This window comes from Nocardioides sp. HDW12B, from assembly GCF_011299595.1.
Lineage (GTDB): Bacteria > Actinomycetota > Actinomycetes > Propionibacteriales > Nocardioidaceae > Marmoricola_A.
The window spans coordinates 579,993-595,605 of the sequence record NZ_CP049867.1; the positions used below are offsets into that span (position 1 = coordinate 579,993).

Genomic DNA, 15,613 nt, shown 5'->3' on the forward strand with positions numbered 1-15,613 from the left:
CCGGGCATCGCACACGGCTGTCGTCGCGGCACGGGATCGCCGTGCCCTGGTGGGAGGGGTGCGGTTGTGCCATGATCCGGGCCATGCACCCGGGGATCGTGGTCGGCTCCGTGTTCTACACCGGGGTGGGCCTCACGGCGCTCGTCCGCCCGGCCCTGGTGCCGTCCCTGTTCGGCGGTCGTGCGCCGACCGCGACCGCGCGGACCGAGATCCGCGCGGTCTACGGTGGTCTTCCGCTGGCCATGGCCGGCCTCGTCCTGAGCGAGGCCGGAGGCCGGGACGGCGGCCGACGCGCCAGCAGGACCGAGGCGGTGGCCGCCCTGTCGGCGGCGATGGCGGCGGGACGCCTGCTGGGGAGCTGGATCGAGGGCGAGGCCGACGGCATCACGCGCCTGTTCACCGCCCTGGAGGCCGCCACGGCCGCAGCACTCCTGCTCGGCGCCGGGGTGGGCCCGGCCGGCCACGGCTCCGGGCCGGACGAGCGGACTGACAACGTGGGCCGGACGACTGCCTGATTCGACGGACAGGCCCGTCGGGGCCGCGTTGAATGGGCGGGACGAGCACTGGACGAGGACGGACGCCTGCCCGGCGTCGGCACCGCGAGGAGGCACCCCATGCGACGACTGCGAGCACGGCGAGCACTGCGTCGGCCCACCACCGCCCTGGCCGCGATCGCCGCGACCGCGACCACCGCCGGCCTGCTGGCCGCCGCGCCGTCGGCGCCGGCCGCGCCCGCTCCGGCCCTCGCCGCCGGCCCGTCGGCCACCGGCCTCACCCTGGGGGCCGCGACTGCCGAGCGACGCGCCCTCACCGGCAAACGCACCGTGATGGTGGTCGGCAACAACTGGGACGGCACCGCGACCATCGTGGACGGCGAGACCCGGCGCAAGCTCGACCGCATCGACATCGTCCCCGACCTCGAGCAGGAGCTGCGCGACATCCGCACCACCCCGGACCGGCTGGCCTTCTACCTCGCGGTGCAGCAGGGCGTGGGGGAGGGCCACGACCAGTACGTCGACGACGCCTTCACCACGCGCAACGGGCGCTTCCTGGCCGTCTCCCGGCCGAGCCTCTCCGACGTCGTGTGGATCGACCTGCGCAAGGCCGCAGCCGGCGACCGCGACAGCATCGTGGCCGAGCGCCAGATGGACGGCTACCGCACCGACCACATGGGGGTCTCGCCCGACGGGCGCCGCCTGCTCGTCTCGGACTCGACCGAGCGCCAGGTCATCGAGTACAGCATGGTGAACGAGCGGCGTCCCGACGGCACCCGGATCCGGATGGGCCAGCGGCTGCGGGCGTTCGAGTCCGGCGACACCCCTCACGAGAACAACTACTCCGACGACGGGCGGCGGATCTTCCACGCCTCGATCGGCCGGGTCTACACCGCGCCCGACCAGGACTTCCCGGCGCCGATCCCCGACGACTTCGTGCACGACTCGGTCAAGGCGGACCGGTGGCTGGAGGTCGTGCGCACCCGCGACTTCGCCGTGACGAAGCGCTGGGACATGGGCCTGGAGCTCGAGGAGGCCGGTCACCCGGACATGAGCAGCGCCGTCCGGCCGGTGGCGCTCAGCCCGGACGAGCAGACGATGTACCTCCAGGTGTCGTTCTTCCACGGCATCGTCGAGTTCGCCCTCGACGAGCCGGACGTCGCCGGCAGCGCCGACTACACGACCGGCCCGCTGGGCGGCGCCACCGTGCCGGAGCCCGAGACCGGCCGCGTCACCCGCCTCATCCCGCTGCCGAACCTCGTGCCCGACGTGCCCCGGGAGCAGTACGTCCTCGACTCGGCCCACCACGGCATCGCCATGAACGAGAGCGGCCGCAAGCTCTGCGTCTCCGGCACCATGTCCGACTACGCCGCGATCGTGGACCCGCGCACCGAGGAGCGCAAGCTCTTCCGCGGTGACGCCCGCTTCCTCGAGGGCCGGGAGTACTCCAAGCCCTACTGGGCCACCGAGGGCCCCGGCAACACCTGCTGGATGTCGATGAGCGGCAGCGACATGGTGACGATCATCGACTTCCGCACCGAGAAGGTGATCGGCGAGGTCGCCGTCGGGGACCACCCGCAGCGCGTCCGCGAGGGTCGCATCCGCGAGAGCATCGTCGCCACGTTCTGACCTGCTCGGGTCCCGTCAGGGAGCGACCGGCAGGTCGTCCGTGGGGTCCTCGGACGCGTCGTCGCCGGACCGGTCCTCGACGTCCTGCGGGGTCTCCACCTCGGTCTCCGGCTGGCGGCGTCGGCGGCGCAGCTGGACGAAGCGGCCCCGCGAGGCGCCGGCGGGCTTCGCGGTGTCGTCGGCCGGCTCGACCGAGGCGCCCGGGTGCCGCGCGGCCTCGAGGACGGCGATGTCGATCGGCAGCAGGGCCTCGCCGCGGTCGTACTCCGGCAGCTCGTCCTCGGCCGGGGCCAGGTCCAGCGCGGCCAGCACCGTCGGCAGCACCGCGGAGGACATCCGGGCGTAGCCGGCGGCCGAGGGGTGGAAGCGGTCCGGGCCGAACAGCAGGTCCGACAGTCGCTGGAACTCGGAGCTGAGCACCGAGGCGAGGGCGACGGCGCGACCGCCGTGCTCGACGACGGCCGTGGCCTGCGCCGCGGCCAGCCGGCGCGACCAGGCCCGGGCGACCTGCTTGAGCGGCGGTGCCAGCGGCTCGATGGTGCCCAGGTCGGGACAGGTCGCCACGACGACCTGCACGCCGGCCTCGCGGAGCCGCCGGACCTGGGCGGTCAGGTTGCGGACCGACGTGCGCACGGTGACGGCGTGCGTGACGTCGTTGCCGCCGATGAAGATGACGGCCACGTGGGGCTCCAGCGGGAGGATCCGGTCGACCTGGCCGGCCAGGTCCTTGGTCTGGGCCCCGACGGTGGCGACCGAGGTCAGGTAGACCCGCCGGTCGGCGGCGTCGGCCACGCCGGAGGCCAGGTAGGCGCCGGGGGTCTCCTCGACCGTGTCCACGCCGTAGCCGGCGGCCGAGGAGTCGCCGATGAGGGCGACGGTCAGCGCGGGGCCGGGGCGACCGTGGCCGTACCAGCCGGAGGGGGCCGGCGGATCACCGTCGGCGTCGCCGATGGCGCGCCGGGCCAGCTTCGCCTCGGCGACCAGCAGCCCGTAGACCGAGGTGCCCACCAGGGACAGCCCGCCCCCGCCGTACGCCGCGATGCGCCTGGCTGCTCCTCCTCGTCCGGCTGTGGTCACGGCGTCACTGTACAAACGCCCCGGCGGCCGCACCGCGGCTGCCCACGGGGGGCCGCCGCGATTAACGCCCCGGGGGTGTTTTCGCCTAGACTCGTACGTCGGCCCAACATGGGTCCGTCTTGTGCTGCCTCGCGGCTGCCCCACGACATCGCCCTCACGGTGGTGCCGGACACGGGGAAGAGGTGCCCAGGACGGCGTCATGAGGTCCACCCGGGGAGCGTGATCCTACGCCTCCGGGGCGGTTCGCGGGCCACCCGAGAGACCGATCCCACCCCCACGACAGATTGCGGAGGACATGCCGAAGAAGGAAGGCGTCATCGAGATGGAGGGCACCATCGTGGAAGCCCTCCCGAACGCGATGTTCCGGGTCGAGCTGAGCAACGGCCACAAGGTCCTGGCTCACATCAGCGGCAAGATGCGGCAGCACTACATCCGCATCCTTCCCCAGGACCGGGTCGTCGTCGAGCTGTCGCCCTACGACCTGACGCGTGGCCGGATCGTCTACCGGTACAAGTAGCACCCCGTGCGGGAGCAAGGCTCCTGCACGCCCGGGCACGCCCCGGGACCGTCCAGCCGACAAAGAACAGGACAGCACCGTGAAGGTCAACCCGAGCGTCAAGCCGATCTGTGACAAGTGCAAGGTGATCCGTCGCCACGGCCGCGTCATGGTGATCTGCGAGAACCCTCGCCACAAGCAGCGCCAGGGTTAGGTCGCGTCAGCGACCAAGGTCGAGTTGATGCGCGAAGCGCATCAAGGTCGAGCAGCCTGAGCCGCTAGGCGAAGGCGTCGTCGAGACCCTGTCGAGTAGTGAGCAGAACAGCACCACAACTGAACACCCCACAACGTGATCGCTAGCGAGGGTCCCCCTCGCGAAGACACCTCCGGAGCAGTGGCCGGAGCCCGCCGTGGCAGGCGGGACGCGACACGACAGAAACCACCGCGACGTACAGGAGGACCTCAGGTCCTCCGAGAAAGGGCCACTCATGGCACGCCTCGTCGGTGTGGACCTCCCGCGCGACAAGCGCATCGAGGTCGCACTCACCTACATCTACGGCATCGGCCGTACCCGCGCCCAGCAGCTGCTCACCGACACCGGTGTCAGCCCGGACACCCGTGTCCACGCGCTGGGCGAGGAGGAGCTGGTGAAGCTCCGCGACGCGATCGAAGCGAACTTCAAGATCGAGGGTGACCTCCGTCGCGAGGTCCAGGCGGACATCCGTCGCAAGATCGAGATCGGCAGCTACCAGGGACGCCGCCACCGGATGAACCTCCCGGTCCGCGGCCAGCGCACCAAGACCAATGCGCGCACCCGCAAGGGTCCCAAGCGCACCGTCGCCGGCAAGAAGAAGGCCAAGTGACGGCTCTCGCCAGGCTCGCTCGTCGAGCTCTGCCGAGCCTCACCGGCTGACTTCCATCCCACTCTTTCACCAGCAACTCAGGAGATAACGAATGCCTCCCAAGGGCCGTCAGGCCGGCGCCAAGAAGGTGCGCCGCAAGGAGAAGAAGAACGTCGCTCAGGGCGAAGCCCACATCAAGAGCACGTTCAACAACACGATCGTGACGATCACCGACCCCAGCGGTGCGGTGATCTCGTGGGCCTCGGCCGGCACCGTCGGCTTCAAGGGCTCGCGCAAGTCCACCCCGTTCGCGGCGCAGATGGCTGCCGAGGCCGCGGGTCGTCGGGCGATGGAGCACGGCATGAAGAAGATCGACGTCTTCGTCAAGGGCCCGGGCTCGGGCCGCGAGACGGCGATCCGCTCGCTGGGTGCGATCGGCCTCGAGGTCGGCACCATCCAGGACGTGACCCCCACCCCGCACAACGGATGCCGGCCGCCCAAGCGCCGTCGCGTCTGACCCGCCGACTCAAGAAACTAGGAGACATCTGACATGGCCCGTTACACCGGCCCCATGACCAAGAAGTCCCGTCGACTCGGTGTTGACCTGGTCGGCGGCGACATGGCGTTCGAGCGCCGCCCCTTCCCGCCCGGCCAGCACGGCCGCGGTCGGATCAAGGAGTCCGAGTACCTGCTGCAGCTCCGCGAGAAGCAGAAGGCTCGCGTCACCTACGGCATCCTCGAGAAGCAGTTCGTGCGCTACTACCACGAGGCCTCGCGTCGTCCCGGCAAGACCGGTGACAACCTGCTCCAGATGCTGGAGTGCCGCCTGGACAACGTGGTCTACCGCGCCGGCTTCGCCCGGACCCGTCGCCACGCCCGCCAGCTGGTCAACCACGGCCACTTCCTGGTCAACGGCAAGAAGGTCGACATCCCGTCCTTCCAGGTCACCCAGTACGACGTCATCGACGTGCGCGAGAAGTCGCTCGAGATGACCCCGTTCATCGTGGCCCGCGAGACCTTCGGCGAGCGCATCGTCCCGGGTTGGATGGACGTCGTCATCGACCGCATGCGGGTCCTGGTCCACCAGCTTCCCGTGCGCGCCCAGATCGAGCTGCCCGTCCAGGAGCAGCTCATCGTCGAGTACTACTCCAAGAAGTGACCCTGTGCGGGGGGCGCCGCCCCCCGCACCTCCTCCACTGAAGTTCGGGACCCTCAAATAGTGGTCGGTCCCGGGAAGGACACACTCCGTGCTCATCGCACAGCGCCCCACCCTCTCCGAAGAGGTCGTCGACGAGTTCCGCTCGAAGTTCATCATCGAGCCGCTCGAGCCCGGCTTCGGCTACACCCTCGGCAACTCGCTCCGCCGCACCCTGCTCTCCTCGATCCCCGGTGCCTCCGTCACGAGCATCAAGATCGACAACGTCCTCCACGAGTTCTCCACCATCGAGGGGGTCAAGGAGGACGTCACCGAGGTCATCCTCAACCTGAAGGACCTCGTCGTCTCCTCCGAGCAGGACGAGCCCGTCACCATGTACCTGCGCAAGCAGGGCCCCGGTGACGTCACCGCCGCCGACATCGCGCCCCCGGCCGGCGTCGAGGTGCACACGCCCGACCTGAAGATCGCCACCCTGAACGACAACGGCAAGCTCGAGATGGAGCTCGTCGTCGAGCGGGGCCGCGGCTACGTCAGCTCGGCGCAGAACAAGGGCCTGGACAACGAGATCGGCCGCATGCCCGTCGACTCGATCTACAGCCCCGTGCTGAAGGTGACCTACAAGGTCGAGGCCACCCGAGTCGAGCAGCGCACCGACTTCGACAAGCTCATCATCGACGTCGAGACCAAGCGCTCCATGCGTCCCCGCGACGCGATCGCCTCGGCCGGCAAGACCCTGGTCGAGCTCTTCGGCCTGGCCCGTGAGCTGAACGTCGAGGCCGAGGGCATCGACATCGGCCCCTCGCCCGTCGACGAGCAGCTGGCCGCCGACCTGGCGCTCCCGGTCGAGGACCTGAACCTCACCGTGCGCTCCTACAACTGCCTCAAGCGCGAGGGCATCCACACCGTGGGTGAGCTCATCTCGCGCTCGGAGCAGGACCTGCTCGACATCCGCAACTTCGGGGCCAAGTCGATCGACGAGGTCAAGCTGAAGCTGCACGAGATGGGACTCTCCCTCAAGGACAGCGCCCCGGGCTTCGACCCGTCGCTGGCCCTGGCCTCCTACGAGGACGACGACGACTCGTTCGTCGAGGACGAGCAGTACTGATCTGAGCTCCACCGGGTGGGCGCCACGTCCGAGGCGCCCACCCCGCACACCCCACTACCCGGGTACCTGGTACGGCTCGGGAGAATCGAGAAGCAGAGATGCCCACCCCCAAGAAGGGCTACCGCCTCGGCGGGTCGTCCTCGCACCAGAAGGCCATCCTCAACAACCTGGCCACCTCGCTCTTCGAGCACGGTCGGATCACCACCACCGAGGCCAAGGCGCGCATGCTGCGCCCGTTCGCGGAGCGGCTGATCACCAAGGCCAAGAAGGGTGACCTCCACAACCGTCGCATCGTGCTGCGTGCGGTCAAGGACAAGGGCGTGGTGCACACGCTCTTCACCGAGATCGGCCCGCAGTTCGCCGACCGCCCCGGTGGCTACACCCGCATCACCAAGCTCGGCCCCCGCAAGGGCGACAACGCCCCCATGGCCGTCATCGAGCTGGTGACCGAGCCCTACGCCCCCAAGGCGGCCTCGGGCGCGAAGGCCTCGACCACGACGAGCACCCCCGCCGCGGCCCCGGCCGCCGACGAGGCTCCCGAGTCGACCGAGGACACCACCGCGGAGTCGACCGACGAGACGACCGAGGAGACCGCTCCCCAGGAGACGGTCGCCGAGGACGCGCTCGCCGGCACCGCCGTCGAGGAGTCCGCTGCGGACTCGACCGACGAGGCCGACACGGCCGACTCGTCCGAGGACGACGCCAAGGCCTGACACCGGCCGCGCACGACCCACCGAAGGCCCGTTCCCCTCACCGGGGAGCGGGCCTTCGTCGTACGTCGAGCCCGTCGCTGCTCGCGCCGGGGGAGCGCGTCGCTACCCGCGGTCGGCGGGCTCGCGCGGCGACTCGGTGCGGACCGGGTCGAGCTGCAGGCCCAGCAGGCGGCCGGCCAGGGCGACGGCCGGCCCCAGCAGCACGATGACCGCGATCGTGCCCGGGCCGATCGCCGCCCCGAGCTGCCAGCCGACGACGGCGCTGAGCAGTTGCAGGGCGCTGTAGCTCCAGGCGAACGGCAGCGGCGGGTCCCAGGCCTGGGCCGCGGCCTCCATCGGGCCGGCGCCGAGGTGGCTGTCGAGGTAGAGCGCGATCCCGACCGCGAGCACGGGGAACGCCGCCAGCAGCATCAGGGTGCGCGCGACCGGTCCGCTCGGGTCGGCCCGCTCCAGCAGAGGAAGCAGCGCCGTGACGGTGGCGCCGACCACGAGGACCTGGACCACGGTGCCGATCCCGGGCCGCACGCCGCGCAGCCACGCCATGGCCAGGAACCCGGCGCTGACGACGGCGTTGGCCAGCATGAAGGACCAGCCGGCCGCCTCGGCCAGCCCGCTCACCAGCGAGGAGAAGCCGTCGGACCCCAGCTGCGGGGTGAGCAGCAGCGACACCCCGGAACCGAGGACGACGCAGCCGGCGAACAGCTGCACGATCCGGCGGGGAGTCACCTCCCGAGGATAGGTGGCGGCACGGGCCTCGTCCGGCCCGGGCGGCGGCCCCTCCCCGCGGAGGGGTGTGCCGGGCGACGACGAGGTGCAGGATGTGACCATGAGCACATTCGTCTACGACTTCGCCGAGGGCAACAAGGACCAGAAGGACCTGCTGGGGGGCAAGGGCGCCAACCTGGCCGAGATGACGAACCTCGGCCTCCCGGTGCCGCCGGGGTTCACCATCACCACCGAGGCCTGCCGGGCCTACCTGGCCGCGGAGGAGTCGCGTGACCACGCCACCCCGGGCGACGGCGGTGCCCACGGAGCCCTGCCCGACGGGCTGGCCGAGGAGATCACCGAGCACCTCGAGCGGCTCGAGGAGACGATGGGCAAGAAGCTGGGCCAGGCCGACGACCCGCTGCTGGTGTCCGTGCGGTCCGGGGCCGCGGCGTCGATGCCCGGGATGATGGAGACGGTCCTCAACGTCGGTCTCAACGACGAGTCGGTGCAGGGCCTGGCCCGGCAGTCCGACAGCGAGCGCTTCGCCTGGGACTCCTACCGTCGCCTGCTGTCGATGTTCGGGCGCACGGTGCTCGGCATCGACGGTGACCTCTTCGAGGAGGCCCTGGAGCAGCGCAAGGAGAAGGCGGGAGTCGAGGCCGACCTCGAGCTCGGCGCGGAGGACCTCCAGGGGCTGGTGCGCGGCTACCAGGAGATCATCGAGGAGCACAGCGGGCGGCCGTTCCCCCAGGACCCGCGCGAGCAGCTCGACCTGGCCGTGCTGGCGGTCTTCGGGTCCTGGAACACCGAGCGCGCCATCCTCTACCGCCGCCAGGAGCGCATCCCCGCCGACCTCGGCACCGCGGTGAACATCTGCTCGATGGTGTTCGGCAACCTCGGCGACGACTCCGGCACGGGAGTCGCCTTCACCCGCGATCCCGCCTCCGGTGCCCAGGGCATCTACGGCGACTACCTGCAGAACGCCCAGGGCGAGGACGTGGTCGCCGGCATCCGCAACACCGTCCCGCTGGCCGACCTGGAGGGCATCGACAAGACCTCCTACGACGAGCTGCTGGGCATCATGCAGCGTCTCGAGGAGCACTACCTGGACCTGTGCGACATCGAGTTCACCATCGAGCGCGGCAAGCTGTGGATGCTGCAGACCCGCATCGGCAAGCGGACGCCGGGCGCGGCCTTCCGGATCGCGGGCCAGCTGGTCGACCAGGGCCTCATCGACCTCGACGAGGCGCTCCACCGGGTCACCGGCGCCCAGCTCGCGCAGCTGATGTTCCCGCAGTTCGACCCGGCCGCCGACCGCGAGCTGCTGACCAAGGGCATGAACGCCTCCCCGGGGGCGGCGGTCGGCAAGGCGGTCTTCGACTCCGAGACCGCGGTGGAGTGGGCCGGGAAGGGCGAGAAGGTCATCCTCGTCCGGCGCGAGACCACCCCGGACGACCTGCACGGCATGGTCGCCGCGACCGGGGTCCTCACCTCCCGCGGCGGCAAGACCTCGCACGCCGCGGTGGTGGCGCGCGGCATGGGCCGCACCTGCGTGTGCGGTGCCGACGCCCTCGACGTCGACGTCCGCGCCGGGCACTTCAGCGCCCCCGACGGCGTGGTCATCGAGGAGGGCGACGAGATCTCCATCGACGGCACCACCGGCGAGGTGTTCCGCGGCAGCGTCCCGGTGATGGACTCCGCGGTGGTCCGCTGGTTCGAGGGCGAGGCCGACTCCGACGAGGACGACCTGGTGGCGGCGGTCGCCCGCCTGATGGAGCATGCCGACGGCGTACGCCGGCTGGGGGTGCGCGCGAACGCCGACAACCCGGCCGACGCCTCGCGCTCACGCCGGTTCGGCGCGCAGGGCATCGGCCTGTGCCGCACCGAGCACATGTTCCTGGGCGAGCGCCGCGAGCTGGTGGAGCACCTGATCCTGGCGCGCAGCGACGAGGAGCGCGACGAGGCCCTGGCGGCCCTGCTGCCGCACCAGCGCGACGACTTCACCGGCATCCTCGAGGCGATGGACGGGCTGCCGGTGACCATCCGGCTGCTGGACCCGCCGCTGCACGAGTTCCTTCCGGGCCTGACCGAGCTCTCGATGAAGGTCGCGGTGGCCGACGCCACGGGTCGGCCCAGCAAGCGCGACGCCCGGCTGCTGACCGCGGTCAAGCGGATGCACGAGGAGAACCCGATGCTGGGGCTGCGCGGGGTCCGTCTGGGCATCGTCATCCCCGGCCTCTTCACCATGCAGGCCCGCGCCATCCTCGAGGCCGCGGCCGCCCGCAAGCAGGCCGGGGGCGACCCGCGCCCGGAGATCATGATCCCGCTGGTCGCGGCGGTCCAGGAGCTGGAGCTGGTCAAGACCGACATCATCGAGGTGGCCCGCGAGGTCGAGCAGGAGACCGGGGTGGACCTGGAGTTCAAGGTCGGCACCATGATCGAGCTGCCGCGGGCGGCGATGACGGCCGACGAGATCGCCGAGGCGGCGGAGTTCTTCTCCTTCGGCACCAACGACCTGACCCAGATGACGTGGGGGTTCTCGCGCGACGACGTCGAGGCGGCGTTCTTCTCGCAGTACCTCGAGAAGGGCATCTTCGGGGTGAGCCCCTTCGAGTCCCTCGACCAGGCCGGGGTGGGTGCGCTGGTGCAGCAGGCGGTCGAGCGAGGTCGCGCGACGCGTCCCGACCTCCACCTCGGCGTCTGCGGTGAGCACGGCGGCGACCCGGACTCGATCCACTTCTTCGAGCGCGCCGGACTCGACTACGTGTCCTGCTCGCCCTTCCGCGTGCCGGTGGCGCGGCTGGAGGCCGGCCGGGCCGTGGCCGACCGGGGCGCCTCCGGGGACTGAGCACGGCCCCGCACCTGGGATGATGGGCCGGTGCGCATCCGACTCGACCTCGCCTACGACGGGGGCGCCTTTCACGGCTGGGCCCGCCAGCCGGGCCTGCGCACCGTCCAGGGCGACCTCGAGACGGCGCTGACCACGGTGCTGCGTCGGCGCGAGCCGGACGGCGTCGCGGTGACGTGCGCCGGCCGCACCGACACCGGGGTGCACGCCCGCGGCCAGGTCGTCCACCTCGACACCTCCGCCGACGAGCTCACGGCCGCCGCCGGACGTAGCGAGGAACCGGCCGTGGACTCCCTCGTCCGCCGGCTGAATGGGCTGCTGGGCGACGACGTCGTCGTCCGCGCGGGCCGGGAGGCGCCCGCCGGCTTCGACGCCCGCTTCGGGGCGCTGTGGCGTCGCTACGTCTACCGCGTCGCGGACCACCCCGCGCTCGTCGACCCGCTGGCCCGGGGGCACGTGCTGGCCTGGCCCCGCCCCCTCGACCTGGGCGCCATGAACGACGCGGCGGCCGGCCTGCTCGGCGAGCACGACTTCGCGGCGTACTGCCGGCGCCGGGAGGGCGCGACGACGATCCGGGCCCTGCTGGACCTGCGCTGGGACCGTGACGAGGCGGGGCTGGCCGCGGCCACCGTGCGCGCCGACGCCTTCTGCCACAGCATGGTGCGCGCCCTCGTCGGCGCGCTCCTCGCCGTCGGTGAGGGGCGACGCGCCACCACCTGGCCCGCCGAGGTCCTCGCCGCCGAGGTGCGCGACCCGGCGGTGCTCGTCGTACCGGCCCACGGCCTGTGCCTGGAGGAGGTCGCCTACCCGCCCGACGACGAGCTGGCCACCCGGGCGCAGGAGACGAGGACGGTGCGGACGCGTGGATGAGCACTACTTCACCGCCGACCCGTCGGCGCCCTTCCCCCGGACCACGGCGAAGACCGAGGTGTGGGGGCGCACCATGCGCATGGTCACCGGCGGCGGCGTCTTCTCCCACGGGCGCCTGGACCTGGGCACCGGCGTGCTGTTCCGCACCACGCCGCCCCCGACGGAGGGCCGGACCTACCTCGACCTGGGGTGCGGGTACGGCGTGATCGCCACCGCGCTGGCGCTGGCCCGTCCGGAGGCGACCGTGTGGGCCGTCGACGTCAACCGCCGGGCCCTGCTGCTGACCACGGAGAACGTGGTCATCGCTGGGGTCGAGGAGCGGGTGCGCATCGCCGAGCCCGACCAGGTGCCCGCCGACCTGCAGGTCGACGAGATCTGGTCCAACCCGCCGATCCGCATCGGCAAGGAGGCGCTGCACGCCCTGCTGCTGCAGTGGCTGCCCCGGCTGCGACCCGGTGGTCGTGCGGTGCTGGTCGTGGGCAAGAACCTCGGTGCCGACTCGTTGCAGCGCTGGCTGGGCGACCAGGGCTGGCCGACGACGCGGCTGGCCAGCGCCAAGGGGTTCCGCGTGCTGGAGACCCGCCGCGCGGAGCAGCCCTGACCCCGCCATGTAACGCGGGGTTATGGACCGGGGCCAAGGGGCACATCCCGTGGGAGGCGTCCGCAAGCCTTGGTCGGAAGGCGCGGCTCACCGGACCTGGCGCCGCTCGACGAGCACCCCGATCTTGTCGATGCGGTGCTCGGGGTTGCCGAAGCGGTCGGACCAGTAGTTGCCGCGCGCGTGGTCCTCGGGCGTCGCGCAGGTGGACAGCGTGATCATCGGCCGCGTCGCCTCCTGCTCCGGTCGCCCGGGCACCGGCGCCGACTGGGCCGCGAGCGAGCGGGGGGAGCGGAACGACGTCCACCGGGTCCGGGTGATCTCGTAGACCAGCTCCACCTCCCCGCTGCGGACCAGGACCCGGTCACCGGCCCGCGCCGAGGGCAGGTCGGCGAACGGCATCGTGTGCGACGTGCGGTGCCCGGTGACCAGGAAGTTGCCGACCACACCGGGCCCGACGCCACCGGCAGGGCCGCGCGGCGAGGCCATCGGGCCGGCGTTCTGGATCGCCGTCCCCGGTGCGTCGTCGGGGGAGCCGACGTAGCGCACCACAGGGAAGTCGCGCAGCCCGAGCGCCGGCACGGTGAGGAACGACCGGGCCGGCTCCGGCGCCGGAGCGGCTGCGCGGTCCGGCGAGCGCGTGGTCGTCGGACGGGCAGCCGGGGGTGTGGCCGGCGTGTCCGCAGGCTCCGACGGTTCCGACAGGTCCGACGGCTCCGACGACTTCGACGGCGAGGCGGGGCCGAGCCGGTCCCCACCGAGGTCCTCGCCCAGCGCCGCCGGGTCGGACCCGCAGGCGGCGAGGAGCAGGGCAGCGCCCCCGACGAGCGTCGCGGTGGTCCGGCTCGGGCGTGGCCTCACGCCTCCGACGGTACGCCGACCTCCGGGACGGGCCGTGAGACACGGACGGTGTCGCCGGGCCGCACGGTGCCGGCCTGCACGACGCGGGCGTTGAGCCCGCGCAGTCGCAGGGGGCGCCCGGTGCTGCCGTTGACGAAGCGCATGGCCTCGGCGCCGAAGCGGTCGACGAACTTCGGGCAGCCGGTGTGGGGCAGCGCGGTGACCTCGATGACGGCCCCGCCGGCCCCGCCGATCGCCAGTCGCGTCCCGGCCGGCAGGTTCTCCTCCGACAGGTCGAGGTCGAGGTAGAGCTGGTCGCCGGCCAGTGCCATCCGCTCCCGACCGTCGGCCACGAGCTCGGCGACGCGGACGCTCATGACGTTGAGCTGCATGTCGGGGTGGGCCGAGCCGTCGGGGGTGCGCTTGCTGCCGCGCTCGAGCCAGGTGTCGCCGACCAGCCCCACCTCGAGGTCGAGGACGCCCTCGGTGAGCACCTCGCGCTCGCCGACCCCGCCGCGGCGTACGACGAGGGCGAGGGTGCCGTCGTCCGTGGGTGAGCCGCGCAGGTGGTCCAGCGCGGCCGTCAGCTCCTCGGCGCCGAGGTGCCGGGGTCGTGCCGGCGCCAGCACCGGGTCGTGAGGGGACATGCGGAGGATGCTGCCACGCCGCAGGCGATCCACGACAGCCGGTTTGCGGGTGCGGCATGCTGGCCGAACACGCCCGACCGTCGCTGGCAGGGAGCCCGGTGTCCGACTTCGAGGAGTACGTCGCCGGTCGTGGCCCTGCCCTCGTGGCCTTCGCCGTGGCGGTGACCGGCCGCGACGACGCGGGGGTGCGCCTCGTCCAGAACGCGCTGGGACGTGCCCTGGCCGGCTGGGAGGGCCTGGTGCACGACGAGGATCCCGACGCGCACCTGCGTCGCGACGTGGTGGCCGAGGCGGCACGGCACGCGCGTCGTCCCCGTCGGGAGGGCTCCGAGCGCCGGGCCCGGCCGGCGGACCACGGCGGACGGCTCGACCCGGCGCAGGAGGCGCGGTGGCGACGGTGGTTGCGGCTGCCCGTCCTGACCCGGGCCGTGCTGGCGCTCCGGCTGCTCGAGGACCGGTCCTGGGCCGAGGTCGCCTGGGTGACCGACCTGCCCGAGCGAGCGGCCCGCCGGCGGGCCGAGCACGGCCTGCGGGCGCTGGGTGACGACGAGCCGACGCTGACCGAGGCGCTGCGGGCGCGGACGGTGGGGGTGGACGCCCTGCCCGTCGAGCTGTCGTCCCGTGCGGCACGCGTCAGCACCCGCCGCCGTGAGCGCGCCGTCCGCCGGGGCGCCCTGGCGCTGCTGCTGGCGGCGGTGGGGGTCCCGCTCCTGGTCTCGGTGTGGCCCGCGACGACCGGCGGGCTCGACCTCGATCCCTCGCCTGACGACAGCCTGCTCGAGGAGGTGCTGCCCGAGGGCTTCCGCACCGAGAGCTGGCGCGGCGTCGAGCTCGGCGTGCCCGACGGCTGGGGGCACGGCCCGCTCGCGGGCTGGTGCCGCGACGGCGACCTGCCCACGCCCCGTGTGGAGCGGCCCGGCCCGGACGGGGTCGGTGACGGGGACGAGGACTGCGACCCGTCCCTCGCCCCGGGGGTGCAGCTCCGGCTGGCGGGCGACCCCGCCCCGGACGTGCCGGACGACCTCGCAGCGGGGGAGCGGACGCTCGACGGCCGGGTGGTGCTGGTGGCGACCCCCGACGCCGACCTGACCGAGCAGGTGCTGGCCACGGTGCGCAGCGTCGAGCGCACGGACTCGGCCGGCTGTGCCGTGCAGCGCGCGATCCCGCGGGCCGGCAAGAACTTCCCCGCCGTGGAGACGAGCTCCGTCGCCCTCTCGGTGTGCCGCTACGAGGTCGGTGTCACCGGCCCCAACCTGGTGCAGTCCGAGCGGTTGAGCGTCATCGACTCCCTCGACGCCCGGGAGGCCGTCGACGCGGCTCCGACGGTCGTCGCCCCGCAGGGCTGCCTCGACGGCCCGGGTGAGGAGGCGGTGGTGCTGACCACCGCGGACGGCGACGTGGCGTGGATCCACCTGGGTCGCTGCCAGGGCCTCGACGATGAGGGCACGCACCTGCTGACCCCGGACGTCCTGTTCTGGGCGCTCACCCCGGGCTGGGACGGCCCGCGCCAGGACCTGCCGCTCCCCGACGAGCTGCGCGGGCTGCCGTCGCGCTGAGCGAAACCGGCTCGCCAGCGGGTCGTCGCCTCGG

The 15,613-nt window shown here is 72.5% G+C and carries 17 protein-coding genes; 13 read left to right on the plus strand and 4 right to left on the minus strand.

Features of this window, described 5'->3' with window-relative positions:
* Positions 1-71: 71 nt before the first annotated feature.
* Together G7072_RS02750 and G7072_RS02755 are read left to right on the plus strand one after the other, a co-directional pair.
* Complete coding sequence (locus G7072_RS02750; protein ID WP_206063251.1) at positions 72-515, plus strand: DUF4345 family protein; 444 nt, start codon at positions 72-74, stop codon at positions 513-515.
* Positions 516-614: 99 nt separating this feature from the next.
* Entirely contained in the window at positions 615-2,123 is a 1,509-nt protein-coding gene (locus tag G7072_RS02755; RefSeq protein ID WP_166084120.1) for a serine/threonine protein kinase, read from the plus strand.
* 15 nt (positions 2,124-2,138) lie between these two features.
* On the opposite strand, the gene G7072_RS02760 is transcribed toward G7072_RS02755, so the two are convergent.
* Positions 2,139-3,200, minus strand: a complete 1,062-nt coding sequence (locus tag G7072_RS02760) for an SGNH/GDSL hydrolase family protein (protein ID WP_240917115.1) — start codon at positions 3,198-3,200, stop codon at positions 2,139-2,141.
* A gap of 295 nt (positions 3,201-3,495) precedes the next feature.
* Here G7072_RS02760 and infA point away from each other — a divergent pair, with 295 nt between their 5' ends.
* From infA to rplQ, 7 genes are all read left to right on the plus strand, one after another.
* Positions 3,496-3,717, plus strand: coding sequence for a translation initiation factor IF-1 (gene infA / locus G7072_RS02765; protein WP_166084121.1), 222 nt, complete (start codon positions 3,496-3,498; stop codon positions 3,715-3,717).
* Positions 3,718-3,796: 79 nt separating this feature from the next.
* Positions 3,797-3,910, plus strand: a complete 114-nt coding sequence (gene rpmJ, locus G7072_RS02770) for a 50S ribosomal protein L36 (RefSeq protein WP_004008316.1) — start codon at positions 3,797-3,799, stop codon at positions 3,908-3,910.
* A gap of 274 nt (positions 3,911-4,184) precedes the next feature.
* A complete protein-coding gene (rpsM, locus tag G7072_RS02775) occupies positions 4,185-4,559 on the plus strand; it encodes a 30S ribosomal protein S13 (RefSeq protein WP_166084122.1) in 375 nt (124 codons plus the stop codon).
* A gap of 91 nt (positions 4,560-4,650) precedes the next feature.
* Positions 4,651-5,055, plus strand: a complete 405-nt coding sequence (gene rpsK / locus G7072_RS02780) for a 30S ribosomal protein S11 (protein WP_166084123.1) — start codon at positions 4,651-4,653, stop codon at positions 5,053-5,055.
* Positions 5,056-5,088: 33 nt separating this feature from the next.
* Positions 5,089-5,697: a 30S ribosomal protein S4 gene (gene rpsD / locus G7072_RS02785; RefSeq protein ID WP_166084125.1), complete on the plus strand. Its 609-nt coding sequence runs from the start codon at positions 5,089-5,091 to the stop codon at positions 5,695-5,697.
* Between the two features lie 88 nt (positions 5,698-5,785).
* Complete coding sequence (locus G7072_RS02790; protein ID WP_166084126.1) at positions 5,786-6,799, plus strand: DNA-directed RNA polymerase subunit alpha; 1,014 nt, start codon at positions 5,786-5,788, stop codon at positions 6,797-6,799.
* Between the two features lie 98 nt (positions 6,800-6,897).
* Positions 6,898-7,512: a 50S ribosomal protein L17 gene (gene rplQ / locus G7072_RS02795; RefSeq protein ID WP_166084127.1), complete on the plus strand. Its 615-nt coding sequence runs from the start codon at positions 6,898-6,900 to the stop codon at positions 7,510-7,512.
* Between the two features lie 102 nt (positions 7,513-7,614).
* Here rplQ and G7072_RS02800 read toward each other — a convergent pair whose 3' ends face one another.
* Positions 7,615-8,238, minus strand: coding sequence for a hypothetical protein (locus G7072_RS02800; RefSeq protein ID WP_166084128.1), 624 nt, complete (start codon positions 8,236-8,238; stop codon positions 7,615-7,617).
* Between the two features lie 100 nt (positions 8,239-8,338).
* Here G7072_RS02800 and ppdK point away from each other — a divergent pair, with 100 nt between their 5' ends.
* Genes ppdK through G7072_RS02815 form a run of 3 tightly spaced genes read left to right on the plus strand, consistent with a single transcriptional unit; the run spans position 8,339 to position 12,539 of the window.
* Complete coding sequence (gene ppdK, locus G7072_RS02805; protein ID WP_166084129.1) at positions 8,339-11,068, plus strand: pyruvate, phosphate dikinase; 2,730 nt, start codon at positions 8,339-8,341, stop codon at positions 11,066-11,068.
* 30 nt (positions 11,069-11,098) lie between these two features.
* Positions 11,099-11,938: a tRNA pseudouridine(38-40) synthase TruA gene (truA, locus tag G7072_RS02810; RefSeq protein WP_166084130.1), complete on the plus strand. Its 840-nt coding sequence runs from the start codon at positions 11,099-11,101 to the stop codon at positions 11,936-11,938.
* On the plus strand, positions 11,931-12,539 hold the full coding sequence (locus G7072_RS02815; RefSeq protein ID WP_240917116.1) for a methyltransferase: 609 nt from the start codon (positions 11,931-11,933) through the stop codon (positions 12,537-12,539). The genes truA and G7072_RS02815 overlap by 8 nt, the downstream gene beginning before the upstream one ends.
* An 87-nt stretch (positions 12,540-12,626) precedes the next feature.
* On the opposite strand, the gene G7072_RS19935 is transcribed toward G7072_RS02815, so the two are convergent.
* Both G7072_RS19935 and G7072_RS19940 read right to left on the minus strand, forming a co-directional pair.
* Positions 12,627-13,397: a class E sortase gene (locus G7072_RS19935; protein ID WP_240917117.1), complete on the minus strand. Its 771-nt coding sequence runs from the start codon at positions 13,395-13,397 to the stop codon at positions 12,627-12,629.
* Positions 13,394-14,023 carry an MOSC domain-containing protein gene (locus tag G7072_RS19940; RefSeq protein ID WP_166084131.1) on the minus strand — a complete coding sequence of 210 codons (630 nt, stop codon included), beginning with the start codon at positions 14,021-14,023 and terminating at the stop codon, positions 13,394-13,396. The genes G7072_RS19935 and G7072_RS19940 overlap by 4 nt, the downstream gene beginning before the upstream one ends.
* A 56-nt stretch (positions 14,024-14,079) precedes the next feature.
* Between G7072_RS19940 and G7072_RS02830 the strand changes: the two genes are divergently transcribed.
* On the plus strand, positions 14,080-15,579 hold the full coding sequence (locus G7072_RS02830; RefSeq protein ID WP_166084132.1) for a hypothetical protein: 1,500 nt from the start codon (positions 14,080-14,082) through the stop codon (positions 15,577-15,579).
* The last annotated feature ends 34 nt before the right edge of the window (positions 15,580-15,613 follow it).

Excerpts from the sequence above, each read along its gene's own strand:
- G7072_RS02750 (WP_206063251.1), top strand. The coding sequence starts at position 72 with ATGATCCGGGCCATGCACCCGGGGATCGTGGTCGGCTCCGTGTTCTAC.
- G7072_RS02755 (WP_166084120.1), top strand. The coding sequence starts at position 615 with ATGCGACGACTGCGAGCACGGCGAGCACTGCGTCGGCCCACCACCGCC.
- infA (WP_166084121.1), top strand. The coding sequence starts at position 3,496 with ATGCCGAAGAAGGAAGGCGTCATCGAGATGGAGGGCACCATCGTGGAA.
- rpsM (WP_166084122.1), top strand. The coding sequence starts at position 4,185 with ATGGCACGCCTCGTCGGTGTGGACCTCCCGCGCGACAAGCGCATCGAG.
- rpsK (WP_166084123.1), top strand. The coding sequence starts at position 4,651 with ATGCCTCCCAAGGGCCGTCAGGCCGGCGCCAAGAAGGTGCGCCGCAAG.
- rpsD (WP_166084125.1), top strand. The coding sequence starts at position 5,089 with ATGGCCCGTTACACCGGCCCCATGACCAAGAAGTCCCGTCGACTCGGT.
- rplQ (WP_166084127.1), top strand. The coding sequence starts at position 6,898 with ATGCCCACCCCCAAGAAGGGCTACCGCCTCGGCGGGTCGTCCTCGCAC.
- ppdK (WP_166084129.1), top strand. The coding sequence starts at position 8,339 with ATGAGCACATTCGTCTACGACTTCGCCGAGGGCAACAAGGACCAGAAG.
- G7072_RS19940 (WP_166084131.1), bottom strand. The coding sequence starts at position 14,023 with ATGTCCCCTCACGACCCGGTGCTGGCGCCGGCACGACCCCGGCACCTC.
- G7072_RS02830 (WP_166084132.1), top strand. The coding sequence starts at position 14,080 with ATGCTGGCCGAACACGCCCGACCGTCGCTGGCAGGGAGCCCGGTGTCC.